This window comes from Streptomyces sp. NBC_00466, from assembly GCF_041433995.1.
Taxonomy (GTDB): Bacteria; Actinomycetota; Actinomycetes; order Streptomycetales; family Streptomycetaceae; genus Streptomyces.
This window is the reverse complement of record NZ_CP107896.1, coordinates 1,257,535-1,276,097: the sequence shown is the minus strand read 5'-3', so window position 1 is coordinate 1,276,097 and position 18,563 is coordinate 1,257,535. Positions and strand designations below refer to the sequence as shown.

At 71.3% G+C, this 18,563-nt stretch carries 11 protein-coding genes; 8 read left to right on the top strand and 3 right to left on the bottom strand.

What is annotated here, in order from left to right:
• The first annotated feature begins 233 nt into the window (after window positions 1-233).
• Entirely contained in the window at window positions 234-4,016 is a 3,783-nt protein-coding gene (locus OG210_RS05520) for an AAA family ATPase (protein WP_371535128.1), read from the top strand.
• A 166-nt stretch (window positions 4,017-4,182) separates the two neighbouring features.
• Window positions 4,183-5,601: a sugar porter family MFS transporter gene (locus OG210_RS05515; protein ID WP_328331883.1), complete on the top strand. Its 1,419-nt coding sequence runs from the start codon at window positions 4,183-4,185 to the stop codon at window positions 5,599-5,601.
• A 33-nt stretch (window positions 5,602-5,634) separates the two neighbouring features.
• Here OG210_RS05515 and OG210_RS05510 read toward each other — a convergent pair whose 3' ends face one another.
• Both OG210_RS05510 and OG210_RS05505 read right to left on the bottom strand, forming a co-directional pair.
• Complete coding sequence (locus OG210_RS05510) at window positions 5,635-6,615, bottom strand: LLM class flavin-dependent oxidoreductase (RefSeq protein WP_371535125.1); 981 nt, start codon at window positions 6,613-6,615, stop codon at window positions 5,635-5,637.
• 61 nt (window positions 6,616-6,676) lie between these two features.
• On the bottom strand, window positions 6,677-8,152 hold the full coding sequence (locus OG210_RS05505) for a cytosine permease (RefSeq protein WP_328331887.1): 1,476 nt from the start codon (window positions 8,150-8,152) through the stop codon (window positions 6,677-6,679).
• A 192-nt stretch (window positions 8,153-8,344) separates the two neighbouring features.
• Here OG210_RS05505 and ftsY point away from each other — a divergent pair, with 192 nt between their 5' ends.
• Window positions 8,345-9,565, top strand: a complete 1,221-nt coding sequence (gene ftsY / locus OG210_RS05500; protein WP_328331889.1) for a signal recognition particle-docking protein FtsY — start codon at window positions 8,345-8,347, stop codon at window positions 9,563-9,565.
• A gap of 126 nt (window positions 9,566-9,691) precedes the next feature.
• On the opposite strand, the gene OG210_RS05495 is transcribed toward ftsY, so the two are convergent.
• The gene (locus tag OG210_RS05495) at window positions 9,692-10,348 is read right to left on the bottom strand and encodes a bifunctional DNA primase/polymerase (protein ID WP_328331891.1); all 657 of its coding nucleotides are present in this window, start codon (window positions 10,346-10,348) and stop codon (window positions 9,692-9,694) included.
• Between the two features lie 428 nt (window positions 10,349-10,776).
• Between OG210_RS05495 and OG210_RS05490 the strand changes: the two genes are divergently transcribed.
• From OG210_RS05490 to ffh, 5 genes are all read left to right on the top strand, one after another.
• Entirely contained in the window at window positions 10,777-12,252 is a 1,476-nt protein-coding gene (locus tag OG210_RS05490) for a hypothetical protein (RefSeq protein WP_371535122.1), read from the top strand.
• Window positions 12,253-12,599: 347 nt separating this feature from the next.
• Complete coding sequence (locus OG210_RS05485; protein WP_328331895.1) at window positions 12,600-13,988, top strand: ammonium transporter; 1,389 nt, start codon at window positions 12,600-12,602, stop codon at window positions 13,986-13,988.
• Entirely contained in the window at window positions 13,985-14,323 is a 339-nt protein-coding gene (locus tag OG210_RS05480) for a P-II family nitrogen regulator (protein ID WP_327295004.1), read from the top strand. Before OG210_RS05485 ends, OG210_RS05480 begins: the two co-directional genes overlap by 4 nt.
• Window positions 14,324-14,347: 24 nt before the next feature.
• Complete coding sequence (locus tag OG210_RS05475; protein ID WP_328331897.1) at window positions 14,348-16,819, top strand: [protein-PII] uridylyltransferase; 2,472 nt, start codon at window positions 14,348-14,350, stop codon at window positions 16,817-16,819.
• Between the two features lie 183 nt (window positions 16,820-17,002).
• Window positions 17,003-18,547, top strand: coding sequence for a signal recognition particle protein (gene ffh, locus OG210_RS05470; protein ID WP_328331899.1), 1,545 nt, complete (start codon window positions 17,003-17,005; stop codon window positions 18,545-18,547).
• Window positions 18,548-18,563 lie beyond the last annotated feature (16 nt).

Below are 18,563 nucleotides of genomic sequence, written 5' to 3'. Positions count from 1 at the left end.
GCTGATCCGTACAGCCGCTTGAGATCCAATGCGCAAGGATATGCAAGGGACGCTTCGGCGTCCCTTCTTTCTGCCCGCTCTCTCTTTTCCTCCGGCTTCCCCCGGTCGCTCACGGCCGGTCCCCCCGGTCGCTCGCCGCCCCCTCACACACTGCCGCGTGTGCTTCCTTTAACGTCTGATGTGCCCTGCACCTTCATGGGTGAAACCGGCAGTGAAAGGTAGAGTCCGGCGGCGTGCACCTCAAGGCCATGACCCTCCGCGGGTTCAAATCCTTCGCCTCGGCCACCACCCTGCGGTTCGAGCCCGGCATCACCTGTGTCGTGGGGCCCAACGGATCAGGCAAGTCCAATGTGGTCGACGCGCTCTCCTGGGTCATGGGGGAGCAGGGCGCCAAATCGCTGCGCGGCGGCAAGATGGAAGACGTCATCTTCGCCGGGACGACCGGCCGGCCGCCGCTGGGCCGCGCCGAGGTCTCGCTCACCATCGACAACTCCGACGGTGCGCTGCCCATCGAGTACGCGGAAGTCACCATTACCCGGATCATGTTCCGCAATGGCGGCAGCGAGTACCAGATCAACGGCGACACCTGCCGGCTGCTGGACATCCAGGAACTGCTGTCGGATTCCGGGATCGGCCGCGAGATGCACGTCATCGTCGGACAGGGGCAGCTCGACTCCGTACTGCACGCGGATCCCATGGGGCGCCGCGCCTTCATCGAGGAGGCCGCGGGTGTACTGAAGCACCGCAAGCGCAAGGAGAAGGCGCTGCGGAAGCTGGACGCGATGCAGGCCAACCTCGCGCGGGTGCAGGACCTCACCGATGAACTGCGCCGCCAGCTCAAGCCGTTGGGGCGGCAGGCCGCGGTCGCCCGGCGCGCCGCCGTTATCCAGGCCGACCTCAGGGACGCGCGGCTGCGGCTGCTCGCCGACGACCTGGTGACGATGCGCCGGGCGCTGCGGAACGAGATCGCCGACGAGGCCGCGCTGAAGGAGCGCCGGGAGACGGCGGAGACGGCGCTCAAGGCCGCGCTCGCGCGCGAGGCCGGTCTTGAGGACGAGGTGCGGCAGCTGGCCCCGAGGCTCCAGCGGGCCCAGCAGACCTGGTACGAGCTGTCGCAGCTGGCCGAGCGGGTGCGCGGTACGGTCTCGCTCGCCGACGCGCGGGTGAAGAGCGCGTCCGCCGCCCCCGAAGAGGAGCGGCGGGGCCGTGATCCCGAGGACATGGAGCGCGAGGCGGCCAGGATCCGGGAGCAGGAGGCCGAACTCGAGGCCGCGCTGGAGTCCGCCGAGCGCGCGCTGGAGGACACCTCGGCGCACCGGGCCGAGCTGGAGCGGGAGCTCGCCGCCGAGGAGCGCAGGCTCAGGGACGCCGCCAGGGCCATCGCCGACCGGCGCGAAGGGCTCGCGCGGCTGAACGGGCAGGTCAACGCGGCCCGCAGCAGAGCAGGTTCGGCGCAGGCCGAGATCGACCGGCTCGCTGAGGCGCGGGACGGGGCGCAGGAGCGCGCCGAAGCGGCCCAGCGGGAGTACGAGCAGCTCAAGGCCGAGGTCGACGGGCTCGACGCCGGGGACCTGGACCTCGCCGGCCGGCACAGCGCGGCGAAGTCCGCGCTGGCGGAGGCGGAGACCGAGCTCACCGTGGCCCGGGAGGCGGCCACGGGCGCCGAGCGGGAGCGGGCCGCGCTGTCGGCCCGGCACGAGGCGCTGGCGCTCGGACTGCGCCGCAAGGACGGCACCGGTGTGCTGCTCGGAGCCGATGACCGCCCGGCCGGTCTGCTGGGCCCGGTCGCGGAGCTGCTGACAGTGGCCGCCGGGTACGAGGTCCCGGTGGCCGCCGCCCTGGGGGTGGCGGCCGACGCACTCGCGGTGCGCGACACGGCCACCGCGGCGGACGCGATCCGGCGGTTGCGCAAGCAGGACGCCGGCCGCGCGACCCTGCTGCCCGGCACGGCGGCCGTCCCGGCGCGCGAGTCCGGTGCCGCAGGGCTGCCCGGCCAGGTGCGTACGGACGCTCCGGAGCAGCCGGGCGGCGGGGATCCCGAGGTGCCGGACGCCCGGCACGGCGACGGTACGGGGGCTGTTGCGGCGGGCCGTTCAGAGGGCCGGTCCGTGGGGCGTTCCGAAGGCCGGCCCGGAGACCATGGGGACAGCGGTGCCGGTTCCCTCCCGTCCGGCGGGACCGCGCCGGGACCGGACCGCGCCGCTCTCGCTCCCGCCGCGCCCTTCGCCGTCGATCTGGTCGGCGGCCCCGCCGAGCTGCTGCCCGGGGTGCGCAGGCTGCTGCGCGACATCGTCGTCGTAGGCACCCTCGAAGACGCCGAGGAGCTGGTCGCCGAACGGCCCGGGCTGACCGCCGTGACCGCCGAAGGCGATGTCCTGGGGGCGCATTTCGCACACGGCGGGTCCGCCGGTGCGCCCAGCCTGCTGGAGGTGCAGGCGTCGGTGGACGAGGCCGCCGCCGGGCTGGCGCAGCTGGCCGTACGGTGCGACGAGCTGGCCGGGGCGCAGCGCGCAGCGGCCGCCCGGCGCGCGGAGTGCGCAGCGCTGGTCGACGAGTTGGCTGAGCTGCGGCGCACAGCCGACCGGGAGAAGTCCGGTGTGGCCCAGCAGCTCGGGCGCCTCGCCGGGCAGGCGCGGGGTGCGGCGGGCGAGGCCGAGCGGTCGGCGGCTGCCGCCGCCAAGGCCCAGGAGGCCCTGGAGCACGCGACCGGCGAGGCCGAGGAGCTGGCCGAACGGCTGCTGGTGGCCGAGGAGTCACCGATGGAGGAGGAGCCGGACACCTCCGTACGGGACCGGCTCGCCGCCGACGGGGCCAATGCCCGGCAGACCGAGATGGAGGCCAGACTCCAGGCCCGTACCCATGAGGAGAGGGTCAAGGGGCTCGCGGGGCGCGCCGAAGCACTCGACCGGGGAGCGCGCGCCGAGCGTGAGGCCCGGGCGCGCGCCGAGCAGCGCCGCGCCCGGCTGCGCCACGAGGCCGCGGTCGCGTCGGCCGTCGCGGACGGGGCGCGCCAGCTGCTCGCGCATGTCGAGGTGTCGCTGGTCCGCGCCGAGCAGGAGCGGGCCGCAGCCGAGGCCGCGAAGGCCGGGCGCGAGCAGGAGCTGGCCGCCGAGCGGAACAGGGGCCGCGACCTCAAGGCCGAACTCGACCGGCTCACCGACTCGGTGCACCGCGGTGAGGTGATCGGGGCCGAGAAGCGGCTGCGGATCGAGCAGCTGGAGACCAGGGCGCTGGAGGAGCTGGGCGTGGAGCCGGCCGGGCTGGTGGCCGACTACGGCCCGGACCAGCCGGTGCCGCCGTCCCCGGCCGCCGAGGGCGAGGAGCTGCCCGACGATCCGGACCATCCTCGGAACCAGCCGGTGCCGTTCGACCGGGCCGGGCAGGAGAAGCGGCTCAGGTCGGCCGAACGGGCGTACCAGCAACTCGGAAAGGTGAATCCGCTCGCTCTGGAGGAGTTCTCCGCGCTGGAGGAGCGGCACAAGTTCCTCTCCGAGCAGCTGGAGGACCTGAAGAAGACGAGAGCCGACCTGCTGCTGGTGGTCAAGGAGGTCGACGAGCGCGTCGAGCAGGTCTTCACCGAGGCGTACCGCGACACCGCACGCGAGTTCGAAGGGGTCTTCGCCCGGCTCTTCCCCGGCGGCGAAGGACGGCTGATCCTGACCGACTCCGGCAACATGCTCACCACCGGTGTGGACGTCGAGGCCCGGCCGCCGGGCAAGAAGGTCAAGCGCCTCTCGCTGCTCTCCGGCGGGGAGCGGTCGCTGACCGCCGTGGCCCTGCTGGTGTCGATCTTCAAGGCCAGGCCCAGTCCGTTCTACGTGATGGACGAGGTGGAGGCCGCGCTCGACGACACCAACCTCCAGCGGCTGATCCGGATCATGGAGGAGCTCCAGGAGAGTTCCCAGCTCATCGTGATCACTCATCAGAAGCGGACGATGGAGGTGGCCGACGCGCTCTACGGCGTCTCCATGCAGGGCGACGGGGTCTCCAAGGTGATCAGCCAGCGTCTTCGCTGAACCGGTCCCCGCCGGGCAACCAGTACCGGCCGGGCAACCGGTCCCGGCCGGACTGAGGGGCCCTCAGACGTCTCGGCCCTCAAGTGGTGCGCGCCCGGAAGCTGTGCGGAACTGGAGGGGCTCGTACCCCCATGGCCGTCAGCACCGACGGGCCCGAGGAGCTTATGTGACCAGCACGGCGAACACACCGCAGGCCGGCGGCACCCCGGCTGCCCCTGAGCACCTCGCGCACGTCATCTTCATCACGGCGGCGGCCGCGATGGGCGGGTTCCTGTTCGGCTACGACAGCTCGGTGATCAACGGAGCCGTGGAGGGCATCCGGGGCAAGTACAACGTCGGTTCGGCGACCCTCGCCCAGGTCATCGCCGTCGCCCTGATCGGCTGCGCGATCGGCGCCGCCACGGCCGGCCGCATCGCCGACCGCATCGGGCGCATCCGCTGTATGCAGATCGCGTCCGTGCTGTTCACCGTCAGCGCCGTCGGCTCCGCGCTCCCCTTCGCCCTGTGGGACCTCGCTCTCTGGCGCATCATCGGCGGTTTCGGCATCGGGATGGCATCGGTCATCGGCCCGGCCTACATCGCCGAGGTCTCCCCGCCCGCGTACCGCGGCCGGCTCGGCTCCTTCCAGCAGGCGGCGATCGTCATCGGCATCGCCGTCTCACAGCTCGTCAACTACGGCATTCTGCAGACGGCCAACGGCAACCAGCGCGGCAATCTGCTGGGCGTCGAGGCCTGGCAGCTGATGCTCGGTGTCATGGTGATCCCGGCCGTGATCTACGGACTGCTGTCCTTCGCGATCCCCGAGTCGCCCCGCTATCTGATCTCCGCGGGCAAGTCGGACCGGGCCAGGAAGGTGCTGTCCGAGGTCGAGGGCTCGCACATCGATCTCGACGCGCGGGTGGAGGAGATCCACCTCGCCATGAAGCGCGAGCACAAGTCGACGTTCAAGGACCTGCTGGGCGGAGGCTTCTACTTCAAACGCATCGTCTGGATCGGTATCGGCCTCTCGGCCTTCCAGCAACTGGTCGGTATCAACGTCGCCTTCTACTACTCCGCGACCCTGTGGCAGTCCGTCGGTATCAACCCGTCGACCTCGTTCCTGTACTCGTTCACCACGTCCATCATCAACATCGTCGGCACCGTGGTCGCCATGATCTTCGTGGACCGGATCGGGCGCAGACCGCTGGTGCTGATCGGCTCCGTGGGCATGGTCATCGGGCTCTCCCTGGAAGCCTGGGCGTTCTCGTACCACCTCGTCGGCGGCAAACTGCCGACCGTCCAGGGCTGGGTCGCCCTCGTCGCCGCCCACTGGTTCGTGTTCTTCTTCGCGATGTCGTGGGGTGTCGTCGTCTGGGTCTTCCTCGGCGAGATGTTCCCGAACAAGATCCGTGCCGCCGCGCTCGGGGTGGCCGCCTCGGCCCAGTGGATCGCCAACTGGGCGATCACGGCCAGCTTCCCGAGCCTCGCCGACTGGAACCTCTCGGCGACGTACGTGATCTACACCGTCTTCGCCGTGCTCTCGATCCCCTTCGTGCTGCTGTTCGTGAAGGAGACCAAGGGCAAGACGCTGGAGCAGATGGGCTGAGGTCGCGGCCCGCCCCTGCCCACCGGCCCCGGCTCAGCTCTTGAGCCGGGGCAGTACGCGTTCGGCGAAGAGCTGCAGACTGCGCCAGCCCTCGTCCACCGGTATCCCGCCGCACAGCGGATGCAGGACGAGGCTCCCGGCGCCGCCATCGGCCAGGGCCACGCACTCGTCCGGGGTGACGATCCGGTAGACGCCCTCCGCGCGCAGCCCTTCCACCGTCTCCGCCGCCGAACGGACCGCCGAGTGGATGTCCGCGGACTGCCAGGAGGAGTATGTGCGCGCCTCGTGCAGGAAGTACTCGCCGTACTCGGCCCAGGTCCGGTCGGGATCCTCCGCGATGTGCAGCAGCGGGGTCTCGGCCTCCGGCATCATGCAGAAGCCCTCGGTCCCGTACTCCGCGCGCTGCTGGTGGTAGTACGCCTCGAGCTCCGGCAGATACGCGCTCGGGAACAGCGGCAGCCCCAGCCGCGCCGCCCGCCGGGCCGCCGCCCTGGACGACCCGCCGACGAGCAGCAGCGGGTGCGGAGCGGTGTACGGGCGCGGGGTGACCCGTACCGTACGCCCCCGGTACGCGAACGGCTCGCCGGTCCACGCGGCCAGCAGGGTCTCGAGCAGCTCGTCCTGGAGCCGGCCGCGCCGGGTCCACTCGACGCCCTGCTGCGTGTACTCGTCGGGCCGGTAGCCGATGCCGGCGACCGTGGCCAGCCGGCCCGCGCTGATCAGGTCGAGGACAGCGATGTCCTCCGCGAGGCGCAGCGGGTCGTAGAGCGGGCCGATGATCGCGGAGACGGTGACCGCGATCCGGCGGGTGGCCCCGAAGACGGAGCCCGCGAAGACGAACGGGGAGGGCAGCCAGTTGTTGCCGACGCCGTGGTGCTCCTCGGTCTGGACGGTGTCGACACCGCGGTCGTCCGCGTACGCGGCCATCTCGAGGGCGGTGCGATAGCGGGAGGAGAGTGACTCGGGGGTCGCCCGCGGATCGACGAGATTGAACCTGACGACTGTGAAGGCCATGACGGGAAGTCCCCCTTCGCCGGGTGGGAGCTGGCGAAGGGGGACGGTAGCTGACGCAGCGTCAGATAGGTAGCCCCGCGGGCTCACGGTCCTCGTCGGGCCCCTGGTCCGCCGCGCCGTCCTGCGGCTTCGGCGCCGGCTTCGGGAGTACGGCGTAGAGCACGCCCGAGACCAGGATGGTGACCACCCAGCCGAGGCCGTTGCGGCCCAGCCAGGTGTCCGCGAACGGCCCGCTGAACCAGGCGGAGCCCGCGGTGCCGGCCGTGGTGAACAGCATCCCGGTGACCAGTGCGGCGAGCCAGGCGCCGACGGCGGCGGGGCTGAAGCCGCCCCGGTACCAGTAGGCGCTGGTCCGGGTGGTGTCCATCAGGGCCACCGGGTCGTACTTCCGGCCGAGCAGCATGTCCGCGCCGAAGACCCCTATCCACGCCGAGAAGGCCACCGCGAGCAGTGAGAGGAACGCGACGAAGGAGCCGAGGAAGCTCGTCGCCGCCAGCATCAGGACCAGCCCGAGCACCACGCTGATCACGGCGTTCACGGAGACCGCCCAGGCGCGCGGCACCTTGATGCCCAGCGTCAGCGCGGTGAAGCCGGCCGAGTACATCGACATCGCGTTGATCAGGACCATGCCGACCACGGCGATCAGCAGGTACGGGACCGCGATCCACATCGGCAGGACCTTGCCCAGGAAGGAGACCGGGTCCGACGCGTTCGCGAGATCCGGGGTGGAGACCGCCATCACGGCACCCATCAGCACCATCGGCAGGACGACGATGCCCGCGCCGCCGATCGAGGCGCCGATCATGCCGGTGCCGGAGGAGCGCCGCGGCAGGTACCGCGCGAAGTCGGGGCCGGACGGGACCCAGCTGAGACCGCCCGCGGCGATCAGGCCGATGCCCGCCACCAGGGAGGCGGTGGTGCCTGCCGGCTTGGCGAACACGGCGGACCAGTCGGTGTCGGCGATCAGATAGACCAGCACCAGGACCGAGAAGATCCCGAAGAGGTACGTGGACCACTTGTTGCACAGGTGCAGGGCCTTGATGCCGAGGCCCGAGATCAGGAACGTGGCAGCGACGAACAGCAGCAGGGTCACGATGATCAGCGGGGTGCTGCTGTGGATGCCGAAGCAGATGTCCAGCACGGTCAGCAGCGCGTACGCACCGGTCACCGCGTTGATCGTCTCCCAGCCCCAGCGGGCGACCCAGATCAGCGAGCCGGGCAGCAGATTGCCGCGCTGGCCGAAGACCGAACGGGAGAGGGCCATACCGGGGGCGCCACCGCGCTTGCCGGCGATGCTGATGAGGCCGACGAGCCCGTAGCTGATGACCGGGGCCACGAAGGCTGCGATCAGCGCCTGCCAGAAGTTCAGCTTGTCGGCGACGACCAGGCTCGCGCCCATCGCGAGGAGCAGCACACTGATATTGGCGGCGACCCAGGTCGGGACCAGATCGCGGACACGGCCTTTGCGTTCGTTGTCCGGGACGGGTTCGAGACCGCGGGTCTCCACCGCGCCTTCGACGTCGGAGGCGTGGGGCATGGGGGTACTCCGTGCACGTGTGAGGGGGGAGTTGGGGACGGGAATGTGAAGTGACGCGCGTAGATGGCGACATCATCGTAGAGGCGCCGGGAAAATTTCAAATAGAGGATTTAGTCCCTTGTGCGATCCGACGAAGGTGCGTACGGCCGGGCCGTGACCGAACGCTGAGCCGTGACTGATACTGGGTGGGTTATGGAAATCGTGATCCTTGCTGTAGTCATCGCCCTGGTCGCTGTCGGCGCGATCAGCGGGCTCGTGGTCAGCAGCCGCAAGAAGAAGCAGCTGCCCACGGCACCGCCGAGTGCGCCGACCATCACAGCGCCGCCCGCCGAACCCCAGGTCGGCGAGGACGCTGCCCCACCGCGCGACGAGTCGCGCCGCACCATCGAGGAGGTGGACCTCCCGCCCGCCGACGAGGCCGTGGGCGCCCCCGCCGCCGTCGAGGACCCGGTCGTCGCGGAGCCCGTCGCCCCGCGGATCGAGATCCCGGAACCGACCGAGGGCCGTCTCGTACGGCTGCGTGCCCGGCTCGCCCGCTCGCAGAACTCGCTGGGCAAGGGACTGCTCACCCTGCTCTCCCGCGACAACCTCGACGAGGAGACCTGGGAGGAGATCGAGGACACCCTGCTCACCGCCGACGTCGGCGTCGCGCCGACCCAGGAGCTGGTCGAGCGGCTGCGTGAGCGGGTCAGGGTCCTCGGTACCCGTACACCGCAGGAGCTGCGCACCCTGCTGCGCGAGGAACTGCTGAACCTGCTCGGTACGGACTTCGACCGCGAGGTCAAGACCGAGGGCGGCCTGGAGACTCCGGGCGTCGTCATGGTCGTCGGGGTCAACGGTACCGGGAAGACCACCACCACCGGAAAGCTCGCCCGGGTCCTGGTGGCCGACGGCCGCAGCGTGGTCCTCGGCGCGGCCGACACCTTCCGGGCCGCCGCCGCCGACCAGCTCCAGACCTGGGGCGAACGGGTCGGCGCGCGCACCGTGCGCGGCCCCGAGGGCGGCGACCCGGCGTCGATCGCCTTCGACGCGGTGAAGGAGGGCATCAAGGAGGGCGCCGATGTCGTCCTCATCGACACCGCCGGACGGCTGCACACCAAGACCGGCCTGATGGACGAGCTCGGCAAGGTCAAGCGGGTCGTGGAGAAGCACGGTCCGCTGGACGAGGTGCTGCTCGTACTGGACGCGACGACCGGGCAGAACGGCCTGGTGCAGGCGCGGGTGTTCGCCGAGGTGGTGGCCATCACCGGCATCGTGCTGACCAAGCTGGACGGTACGGCCAAGGGCGGCATCGTGATCGCTGTCCAGCGTGAACTGGGCGTACCGGTCAAGCTGGTCGGCCTCGGCGAGGGCCCGGACGACCTGGCCCCGTTCGAGCCCGAGGCGTTCGTGGACGCGCTGGTCGGGGAGTGAACCGGGCCGGCTGAAGACCCGGCCGTCCGAATCAGGGAGAACCGCGAAGGGCCCCGCCGCACGGTGCAGATGTGGCGGGGCCCTTCGCGCTGTCCCGCGCCGGCGCCGGCCGGCGCGGGAGGCGTGTCAGGCGGGTACGTGGCGGTGGCAGATGTACGCGAGGGTGCCGAGCAGCAGCCGGGCCTGGGGCGGGCCGCTCGCCGTCTCCAGCGACGGGGGGCGCAGCCAGCGGGCCGGGCCCAGGCCTGCGTGGTTCGATGGCGGGGCGGTGATGTGCTCGCCGGGGCCCAGGCCGTGCAGATCGAGGTCCGCGTCGTCCCAGCCCATCCGGTAGAGCAGCTCGGGGAGTTCGCGGGCGGCTCCGGGGGCGACGAAGAACTGGGCCCGGCCGTCCGGGGTCGCGCTCACGGGGCCCAGCGGGAGTCCCATGCGCTCCATCCGGATCAGGGCCGTGCGCCCCGCGGGCTCGGCGACGTCGATGATGTCGAAGCAGCGGCCGACCGGCAGCAGCACCGCGGCGCCCGGTGTCAGGGACCAGGCTCTCGCCGCCTCACCGAGGGTGGCCCCCGCCGGCACCTCGGGCGCGAACCCGAGGGGATGGGCGCCCGGGGACGCGCATCCGGCCTCTCCGCAGGAGCAGTTGCCCGCCGCGGCGCGCGCGCCGGGAACCACGTCCCAGCCCCAGAGCCCGGTGAACTCGGCCACCGCTGTGCTCTGCTGTGTGCGGCCGCGACGCCGGGTGCCGGAGCGGATGTCCCGGATGCCGCCGATAGTGAAGCCCATGCCCCCTCCAACGGGTCGTGCGCGCCGGTGGTTACGACCTGGAGCCTCTCCGTCACCCTGCGTTGCAAACACCCTGATCGGGGAGGTGCGGGGTGACGTTGGGGGTGGTGCGGAACGATTCACGCGCCCCCGCGTGCATCGCTCCACCCGATCCTGATCGTCGAGTGTCAAGTGAATCGCGCCTGGCGGCAGGCGTGTTCCTTCGGAGGGGTGGCGAATGGTGGCGTTTCCGGGATCGCCCTCGCGGGGTGCGTGATCGTAGGATTACTTTCAGTGCATGAACCCTCGGTCGGATGCACTCACGGGTATGCCGGGGGCAAGGCCGGTTTTCTGTTCGAAGGGGCGCGAGCGCCGGACAGTGAACCTCAACTCGCGGCATTCTGATATGGGTTGGCGTAATGAGGCTTCAGCGGGATGGGGGCGTTCCAGTGGGCGGCAGTGGCGACGGCGAGACGGGTGCCGGCAAACGCCCGAACGAGCGGCTCGGCTCGTGGTTCGTGCGCAGCGGCTGGTCGAAGGGTGAGCTCGCGCGCCAGGTGAACCGCAGGGCACGGCAGATGGGCGCGCACCACATCAGCACCGACACCTCGCGGGTGCGGCGCTGGCTCGACGGCGAGCAGCCGCGTGAGCCCATTCCGCGCATCCTGTCGGAGCTGTTCTCGGAACGCTTCGGCAGCGTCGTCGCCATCGAGGACCTGGGGCTGCGCGCGGCGCACCAGTCACCCTCGGTGTCCGGTGTCGACATGCCCTGGGCGGGCCCGCAGACGGTCTCGCTGCTCAGTGAGTTCTCCCGCAGCGACCTCATGCTCGCCCGGCGCGGGTTCCTCGGCGCCTCGCTCGCACTGGCCGCCGGCCCGACGCTCATCGAGCCCATGCAGCGCTGGCTGGTGCCCACGCCCGCGGGTGAGCCCACCGCGGAACTCCCCGCCGACCACGCACGGCGCCCGTCCAGGCTCTCGCGGCCCGAGCTGGAACTGCTGGAATCCACCACGGCGATGTTCCGCCAGTGGGACGCCCAGTGTGGTGGCGGGCTGCGCCGCAAGGCAGTCGTCGGGCAGCTGCACGAGGTGACCGACCTGCTGCAGGAGCCCCAGCCGGGGGCCACTTCGAAGCGGCTGTTCCGGTGCGCGGCCGAACTCGCCGAGCTGGCCGGGTGGATGAGTTACGACGTCGGTCTCCAGCCCACCGCCCAGAAGTACTTCGTGCTCGCCCTGCACGCGGCCAAGGAGGCCGGGGACAAGCCGCTCGGCTCGTACATCCTGTCCTCGATGAGCCGCCAGATGATCCATCTCGGCCGCCCCGACGACGCCCTGGAACTCGTCCATCTCGCCCAGTACGGCAGCCGCGAGTGCGCCACCCCCCGTACCCAGGCGATGCTGTATGCGATGGAGGCCCGCGCCTACGCCAACATCGGCCAGCCGAGCAAGTGCAAACGGGCCGTGCGGATGGCCGAGGACACCTTCTCCGACGCCGGCTTCGACGGCGAGCCGGAGCCCGACTGGATCCGCTTCTTCTCGGAGGCCGAGCTGAACGGCGAGAACGGCCACTCGTTCCGCGATCTCGCCTATGTGGCCGGCCGCAGCCCCACCTACGCCTCGCTCGCCGAGCCGGTCATCGACAACGCGGTCGCGCTCTTCGAGAAGGACGACGAGCACCAGCGTTCGTACGCGCTGAACCTCGTCGGAATGGCCACCGTCCATCTGCTGAAGCGGGAACCCGAGCAGTCCACCTCCTTCGCCACCCAGGCCCTGCACATCGCCAAACGCGTCCGCTCCGAGCGCGTCAACACCAGGCTCCGCAAGACCGTCGGCACGGCGGTCAGGGACTTCGGGGACGTCCCCGAAGTCATCGACCTCACGGAACGTCTCGCCGAGCAGCTGCCCGAGACGGCCGAAGCGGTCTGAGCCCCAGCCACCCACCGGTACACGGCAGCGTTACGCAACAGCGGTACCCAAAGGCCCCGGCCACGACAGTCACCCCGTGATGCCCGACTCGGCTCCCCTGTGCCAGGTCAACAGGGTGACCGTCGTGGCCGGTTTCCGTCCCGCACGAGGTCGGGCCCGGCCCCGCGCACCCGTCCCGCACTTCATCCGGGCGTAACACACATCACCTCTTCGTCACTGCGGTGAAACATCACGCGGCATCGGCGGAAACGGCGCGGCGTCAGTCTCTGACGCATGACAGGCCGCTGTTCCGCCGCTTTCCACAGCCCCCGCCCGCAGGTGGCCGCACCGACGACGAGGAGACGACGATGCCCGCAGGCATCATGACCCTTGCTGCAGAAGCCCCGAAGCTGTCGTCCGCCAACACCGGGTTCATGCTCATCTGCTCGGCCCTGGTGATGGTCATGACTCCGGGCCTCGCCTTCTTCTACGGAGGCATGGTCCGGGTCAAGTCCACCCTGAACATGCTGATGATGAGCTTCATCAGCCTCGGGATCGTCACGATCCTCTGGGTGCTCTACGGATTCAGCGTCGCCTTCGGATCGGGCAACGGATTCTTCGGCTGGTCCAGGGACTACCTCGGACTCAGCGGCATCGGGCTGACCCAGCTGTGGCCGGGCTACACCATCCCGGTCTATGTCTTCGCCGTCTTCCAGCTGATGTTCGCGATCATCACCCCGGCGCTGATCAGCGGCGCGCTGGCCGACCGCGTGAAGTTCACCGCCTGGGCGCTGTTCATCGTGGGCTGGGTCACGGTCGTCTACTTCCCGGTCGCGCACTGGGTCTGGGCGTCCGACGGCTGGCTCTTCAAGAAGGGCGTCATCGACTTCGCCGGCGGCACGGCGGTCCACATCAACGCGGGCGCGGCGGCGCTCGGCGTGATCCTGGTGACCGGCAGGCGCGTCGGCTTCCGGAAGGACCCGATGCGCCCGCACAGCCTCCCGCTGGTGATGCTCGGCGCGGCACTCCTGTGGTTCGGCTGGTTCGGTTTCAACGCCGGATCGTGGCTGGGCAACGACGACGGCGTGGGCGCGGTGATGTTCATCAACACCCAGGTGGCCACCGCGGCCGCGATGCTGGCCTGGCTCGCGTACGAGAAGCTCCGCCACGGCTCCTTCACCACGCTCGGCGCGGCATCCGGCGCCGTGGCCGGACTGGTCGCCATCACCCCGTCCGGCGGCGCGGTCAGCCCGCTCGGCGCCATCGCGGTCGGCGCCATCGCCGGTGTGCTGTGCGCCATGGCTGTCGGCCTCAAGTACCGCTTCGGCTTCGACGACTCGCTCGACGTCGTCGGCGTCCACATGGTCGGCGGCATCGCCGGCTCCCTGCTCATCGGGTTCTTCGCCACCGGCGGGGTGCAGTCCCACGTGGCGGGTGTCTTCTACGGCGGCGGCTTCCACCAGCTCGGTATCCAGGCCATCGGGGTCTTCTCGGTACTCGGCTACTCACTGGTCGCGTCGGCGGGCCTGGCCTTCCTGATCGACCGGACCATGGGGATGCGGGTCACCGAGGACGTCGAGGTCGCGGGTATCGACCGGGACGAGCACGCCGAGACGGCATACGACTACAGCGGGGCGGGCGGCGGCTCCCGGACGGCCCCGACCGCCCCGGGCGACGTGGCGGGCACCGCGGCCAAGAGGGGCACCGCGGCCAAAACGGGCAAGGCAGGTCCGGCGAACAGGAAGGTGGACGTATGAAGCTCATCACCGCGGTCGTGAAGCCGCACCGGCTGGACGAGATCAAGGAGGCCCTCCAGGCCTTCGGCGTCCAGGGCCTCACGGTCACCGAGGCCAGCGGCTACGGTCGTCAGCGCGGCCACACCGAGGTCTACCGGGGCGCCGAGTACACCGTGGACCTGGTGCCGAAGATCCGGATCGAGGTCCTGGCCGAGGACGCGGACGCCGAACAGCTCATCGACGTGGTGGTGAAAGCCGCCAGGACCGGCAAGATCGGTGACGGCAAGGTCTGGAGCGTTCCGGTCGAGACAGCGATCCGGGTCAGGACCGGCGAACGCGGTCCTGACGCGCTCTGAACGACGAGAGACGGGAACTGCCGGGTGACGAGTGCCGACGAGACGACCGGTCAGACGGACGCCCCCGGACCCAGCGGCTACGCGGCGGCCCGGCTCCGCCTCCTCCAGGAGGAGACGGAGCCCGGGCCGCCGCGCCGTTCGGCCCTGGCCCGGCTGACCGACACATGGATGAGCGTGCTCTTCACCTCGGCAGCCGAGGCCGCGGGGGTGCACGGCGCGGCCCTGGTGGCCGTCGGGGGATACGGGCGCGGCGAGCTGTCGCCGCGCAGCGATCTGGACCTGCTCCTGCTGCACGACGGCAGAGCGGACCAGGCCGCCGTCGCCTCGCTGGCGGACCGGGTCTGGTACCCGGTGTGGGACCTGGGGCTCGATCTCGACCACTCCGTACGGACACCGGGCGAGGCCCGCAGGACGGCGGGGGACGACCTCAAGGTCCAGCTCGGGCTGCTCGACGCCCGGCACGTCGCCGGTGACCCGGAGCTGACCACCGGGCTGCGGACGGCCGTACTCGCAGAGTGGCGCAACCAGGCGCCGAAGCGGCTGCCCGAGCTGTACGAGCTGTGTCAGGAGCGCGCCGAGCGCCAGGGCGAGCTGCAGTTCCTCCTCGAACCCGACATCAAGGAGGCCAGGGGCGGGCTGCGGGACGCCACCGCGCTGCGGGCTGTCGCCGCGTCCTGGCTGGCCGACGCACCCCGCGAAGGGCTCGACGGCGCCCGCAGAAGGCTCCTCGACGTACGGGACGCGCTGCACCTGGTGACCGGGCGCGCCACCGAAAGACTCGCCCTCCAGGAACAGGACCAGGTCGCCGCCGGGCTCGGGCTGCTGGACGCCGACGTGCTGCTGCGCGAGGTGTACGAAGCCGCGCGCACCATTTCGTACGCCGGTGACGTCACCTGGCGCGAGGTCAACCGGGTGCTGCGCTCACGCTCCGCGCGCCCCCGGCTGCGCGCCCTGCTCGGCGGTGGCGGCGGCAGGACCGTGCGTTCATCGGCCGAACGGACCCCGCTCGCCGAAGGCGTGGTGGAACTGGAGGGCGAGGTGGTGCTCGCCCGGACCGCCCGGCCCGAGCGCGACCCCGTCCTGCCGCTGCGGGCGGCCGCCGCGGCGGCGCAGGCCGGGCTGCCGATCTCCCTGCACGCCGTGCGCCGGCTGGCGGGCGGCGCACGCCCGCTCCCGGTGCCCTGGCCGGCCGAGGCACGCGAACAGCTGGTCACCCTGCTCGGCGCCGGCGAGTCCACGGTGCCGGTCTGGGAGGCGCTGGAGGCGGAGGGGCTGATCAGCGGGCTGCTGCCGGACTGGGAGCGGGTGCGGTGCAGGCCGCAGCGGAACGCGGTGCACACCTGGACCGTCGACCGGCATCTCGTCGAGACCGCCGTACGGGCGTCCTCGCTGACCCGCCGGGTGGGCCGCCCCGACCTGCTGCTCGTCGCGGCCCTGCTGCACGACATCGGCAAGGGCTGGCCCGGCGACCACTCGGTGGCGGGCGAGGTCATCGCCCGGGACGTGGCCACCCGGATCGGCTTCGACCACGCGGACGCCGAGGTGCTCGCTGTGCTCGTACGCCACCATCTGCTGCTCGTCGAGACGGCGACCCGGCGCGACCTGGACGACCCGGCGACCGTGACGTCGGTCGCCGCGGCGGTGGGATCCGCCACCACCCTGGAACTGCTGCACGCGCTGACCGAGGCCGACGCCCTGGCGACCGGACCCGCGGCCTGGTCCTCCTGGCGGGCGTCGCTCGTGGACGACCTGGCCGGACGGGTCGCCGCGGTACTGGCGGGCGAGGTACCCGAAGAACCGGAGGCGGGCGCACCGGGTGCCGAGCACGAGCGGCTGGCCGTCGAGGCGCTGCGCACCGGCGGCCCGGTCCTGGCCCTGCACGCCAGGACCGGGGAACCGCAGGAGGACGGCGCCCCGGAACCGGTCGGCGTGGAACTGCTCATCGCGCTCCCCGACCGGCCGGGCGTCCTGCCCGCGGTCACCGGGGTGCTCGCGCTGCACCGGCTGACCGTACGCGCGGCCGACCTGCGCGCCGTCGAGCTGCCCACCGAGCTGGGCCACCAGACGGCCGTGCTGCTGCTGACCTGGCGGGTGGCGGCCGAGTACGGATCGCTCCCGCAGGCCGTGAGGCTGCGCGCCGATCTCGTACGGGCGCTGGACGGCTCGCTGGACGTCCGCGCCAGGCTGGCCGAACGGGAGGCGGCCTATCCGCGCCGCCGCGGTGTCCAGGCGCCGCCGCCCCGGGTCAGGGTGGCCCCCACGGGCTCCCGGCTGGCCACGGTGATCGAGGTCCGTGCCCAGGACGCACCGGGGCTGCTGTACCGGATCGGCCTGGCCCTGGAGACGGCCGGGGTGGCGGTGCGCAGCGCGCATGTCTCCACGCTGGGGGCCAATGCGGTGGACGCGTTCTATGTGACGGGGCAGGACGGGGATCCGCTTCCGGCGGAGGCGGCGGCCGGGCTGGCCAGGGAGCTGGAGGCCGGGCTGCGGAAGTGAGCGCGGGCGGGTCCCGGGAGTGAGCGCGGGCGGGCCCCGGCGCGGTGCTCACGCGCCGTACGCCCGGGTCCGGCCCCGTGCTCCGGACCCCTGTCGGGGGCAGGGGCAGACCCGACCCACCACGTCCGGATACCCTGGTGTCCAACTGTCCCCCCGCTCCCGACCCGAGGATCCGCGACCGCCGTGTTCGATACCCTCTCCGACCGCCTTGCCGCGACTTTCAAGAACCTCCGGGGCAAAGGGCGCCTCAGCGAGGCGGACATCGATGCCACCGCGCGCGAAATCCGTATCGCCCTGCTCGAGGCCGACGTCGCGCTGCCCGTCGTCCGCGCCTTCATCAAGCAGGTCAAGGAGCGCGCGGCCGGCGCCGAGGTCTCCCAGGCGCTGAACCCGGCCCAGCAGGTCATCAAGATCGTCAACGAGGAGCTCATCGGCATCCTCGGTGGCGAGACCCGCCGCCTCCGCTTCGCCAAGCAGCCGCCGACCGTGATCATGCTCGCGGGCCTCCAGGGCGCGGGCAAGACGACCCTCGCCGGAAAGCTCGGCCTCTGGCTCAAGGGCCAGGGCCACACCCCGCTGCTCGTGGCGTGCGACCTCCAGCGTCCCAACGCCGTGAACCAGCTGAGCGTGGTCGCCGAGCGTGCGGGCGTCGCCGTGTACGCCCCCGAGCCGGGCAATGGCGTCGGTGACCCGGTCAAGGTCGCCCAGGACTCGATCGAGTTCGCCAAGTCCAAGCAGTACGACGTGGTCGTGGTCGACACCGCGGGCCGGCTGGGCATCGACCAGGAGCTGATGCAGCAGGCCGCGGACATCCGCGACGCCGTCAGCCCCGACGAGGTCCTCTTCGTCGTCGACGCGATGATCGGCCAGGACGCGGTCAACACCGCCGAGGCGTTCCGCGACGGCGTCGGCTTCGACGGAGTGGTGCTCTCCAAGCTCGACGGCGACGCCCGCGGTGGTGCGGCCCTGTCGATCGCGCACGTCACCGGCCGGCAGATCATGTTCGCCTCGAACGGCGAGAAGCTGGACGAGTTCGACACGTTCCACCCGGACCGCATGGCGTCCCGGATCCTCGGCATGGGCGACATGCTCAGCCTGATCGAGAAGGCCGAGCAGACCTTCAGCCAGGCCGAGGCCGAGCAGATGGCCTCCAAGCTGGCCAGCAGCAAGGGCGGCAAGGACTTCACGCTCGACGACTTCCTGGCCCAGATGGAGCAGGTCAGGAAAATGGGCAGCATCTCCAAGCTGCTCGGCATGCTGCCCGGCATGGGGCAGATGAAGGAGCAGATCAACAACATCGACGAGCGGGACGTGGACCGTACCGCCGCGATCATCAAGTCGATGACCCCGGCCGAGCGCCAGGACCCGACGATCATCAACGGCTCGCGCCGGGCCCGGGTGGCTAAGGGGTCGGGCGTCGAGGTCAGCGCCGTGAAGAGCCTGGTGGAGCGGTTCTTCGAGGCGCGCAAGATGATGTCGCGGATGGCTCAGGGCGGCGGTATGCCGGGGATGCCTGGTATGCCGGGCATGGGCGGCGGTCCCGGTCGGCAGAAGAAGCAGCAGAAGCAGGCCAAGGGCAAGCGCAAGAGCGGTAACCCGATGAAGCGCAAGGCGGAGGAAGAGGCCGCAGCCGCCCGCCGTGAGCAGGGCGGTGCGCCGGGCCTGCCGGCCGGTGAGGACGCGAAGAACTTCGAGCTCCCGGACGAGTTCAAGAAGTTCATGGGCTGACCGCGCCACCCGCGCG